Origin of the sequence: Photorhabdus africana, from assembly GCF_035181445.1 — a bacterium.
Classification (GTDB): domain Bacteria; phylum Pseudomonadota; class Gammaproteobacteria; order Enterobacterales; family Enterobacteriaceae; genus Photorhabdus; species Photorhabdus laumondii.
In genome coordinates this window covers 1-1,509 of the sequence record NZ_JAXBVE010000117.1, presented here as the reverse complement: position 1 = coordinate 1,509, position 1,509 = coordinate 1, and the positions used below count along the sequence as shown (strand labels likewise).

At 51.2% G+C, this 1,509-nt stretch carries 3 protein-coding genes; all 3 read right to left on the bottom strand.

Going from position 1 to position 1,509, the window contains the following annotated elements; all coding sequences use genetic code 11:
* Positions 1-764: secretin N-terminal domain-containing protein (locus SLS51_RS22935; protein WP_323840798.1), on the bottom strand; the 764-nt coding region annotated here is incomplete at its 3' end.
* 18 nt (positions 765-782) lie between these two features.
* Positions 783-1,220 (bottom strand): type IV pilus biogenesis protein PilM, encoded by a 438-nt coding sequence (gene pilM, locus SLS51_RS22930; protein WP_323840797.1) that lies wholly within the window; start codon positions 1,218-1,220, stop codon positions 783-785.
* Positions 1,221-1,226: 6 nt separating this feature from the next.
* The coding region (locus SLS51_RS22925; RefSeq protein WP_323840796.1) for a toxin co-regulated pilus biosynthesis Q family protein at positions 1,227-1,509 on the bottom strand (283 nt) is incomplete at its 5' end.

Genomic DNA, 1,509 nt, shown 5'->3' with positions numbered 1-1,509 from the left:
CTGGCCTCCCCAGAGACAGAATTGTTGACATTACCACTGCCTCCTGATGTCCCCATACTACTGGTTGAACCTGAGGCAACACTGGCATTACTGCTGGTACGGGTGTTGAGAACATTCAACTGAAATGTCCGGGTTTCGAACCGATAAAACACGACGGCCCTGTTATCCCTCTTCCATGCAATCCCTAACCGGCTGGCAATATTGTCTAAAAGCCCCGTTAGCTCCCCTTGCCAATTGAGACCCGTGAGGACTTCTGGCTCTCGACGCTCATCAGCGTTAATTGAGTGTATATCTCGATCATCCAGCCAATCCAATGGCATACGTCCCTTATCATCAGCTGTCGGTAATGCCCCATTCATCTGGCGCGTCAACCCACCCGCCGTGGTTGATACTCGTGATAAAACATCGGGCGCTACCGTGACCCGAATACCACAAAGTTGGGTAATGCGTTGTCCCAGTTCCGGTAATGTCAGCCCGACTTTACTGTTAATCGTTATCTGACAGGAAGGTAACTTTACCGATGCGACAGGCTGAACTACCGGTTTCAGATTCACCCAGGGTTTATCTACCCAGGTTACCCCCGGTTGTTTCAGGCTATGCTGTTGGTGCAAATGTTGTTGTGCTACCCGACTTTGCACACTGGCCTCACGCGCCATATTATCCACTGCCGGCAAGGTACAACCGGACATCAACGCCATGCCGATTACCGCTGCCAGTGGAGCAAGGCAAGTACAAAGCCTGAGTGAACACCATTTATTTTTCATCACATCCTGTCCGTTTTTTCAGTTGAAATACACCACATCACCATCGCTAATCCCGTCAGGAAGAGTGAATCCTATTGCTTGGCAAGATAAGCCATACAACCGTCCCTGCCGGACTTCACCAATCAACATGGACCCCTTAGTGCGTTCGCGCAAAGCGGTAACAAGATCGGGTATTTCCGGCATCCACACCCAAAGCCGACCTTGACTGATAACATGCCGGATACGGGCATCAGGCTGAAAAGGCAGAATGAGCTTACGGAGATCCACCGTGCCATTTTTAGATGCATAGCCGCCACGCCAGTGATTAATGGCACTGGCTAACAGCAACATTTGATCTGCCAGTATCTGAGCTGTTGTGTTGTCACGATCGACGTGCAGTTGTTCTGCCTGTCGCAGCTGTATGCCCCCGGCAATCAGCAAAAAAACCAACGCAAACGCACTAATGACGTACCCCATCACGGCTTACCGGGTTACCGGTTTATCACTGACTGAAATCAGGCACTGAAGGCGACTGACTTCGGCAAACAACGGCTTCTCGGCCTGTCGGTAAAGATCAAACACTTGTACCAACAAGGACTCAAAGTTGCCTTTGAACATCAACGGCGCATCAATGCGGTAATCCGTCGGTGACGACCACACCACTACCCAATGTCCCCCTACCGGGCAATCCGTTGTATTAGCCCACCGCTCCAACGTTCCACGCAAAGTGGTTCCTGTTTCCGCACGCCAGATGTTGCCTATCGGT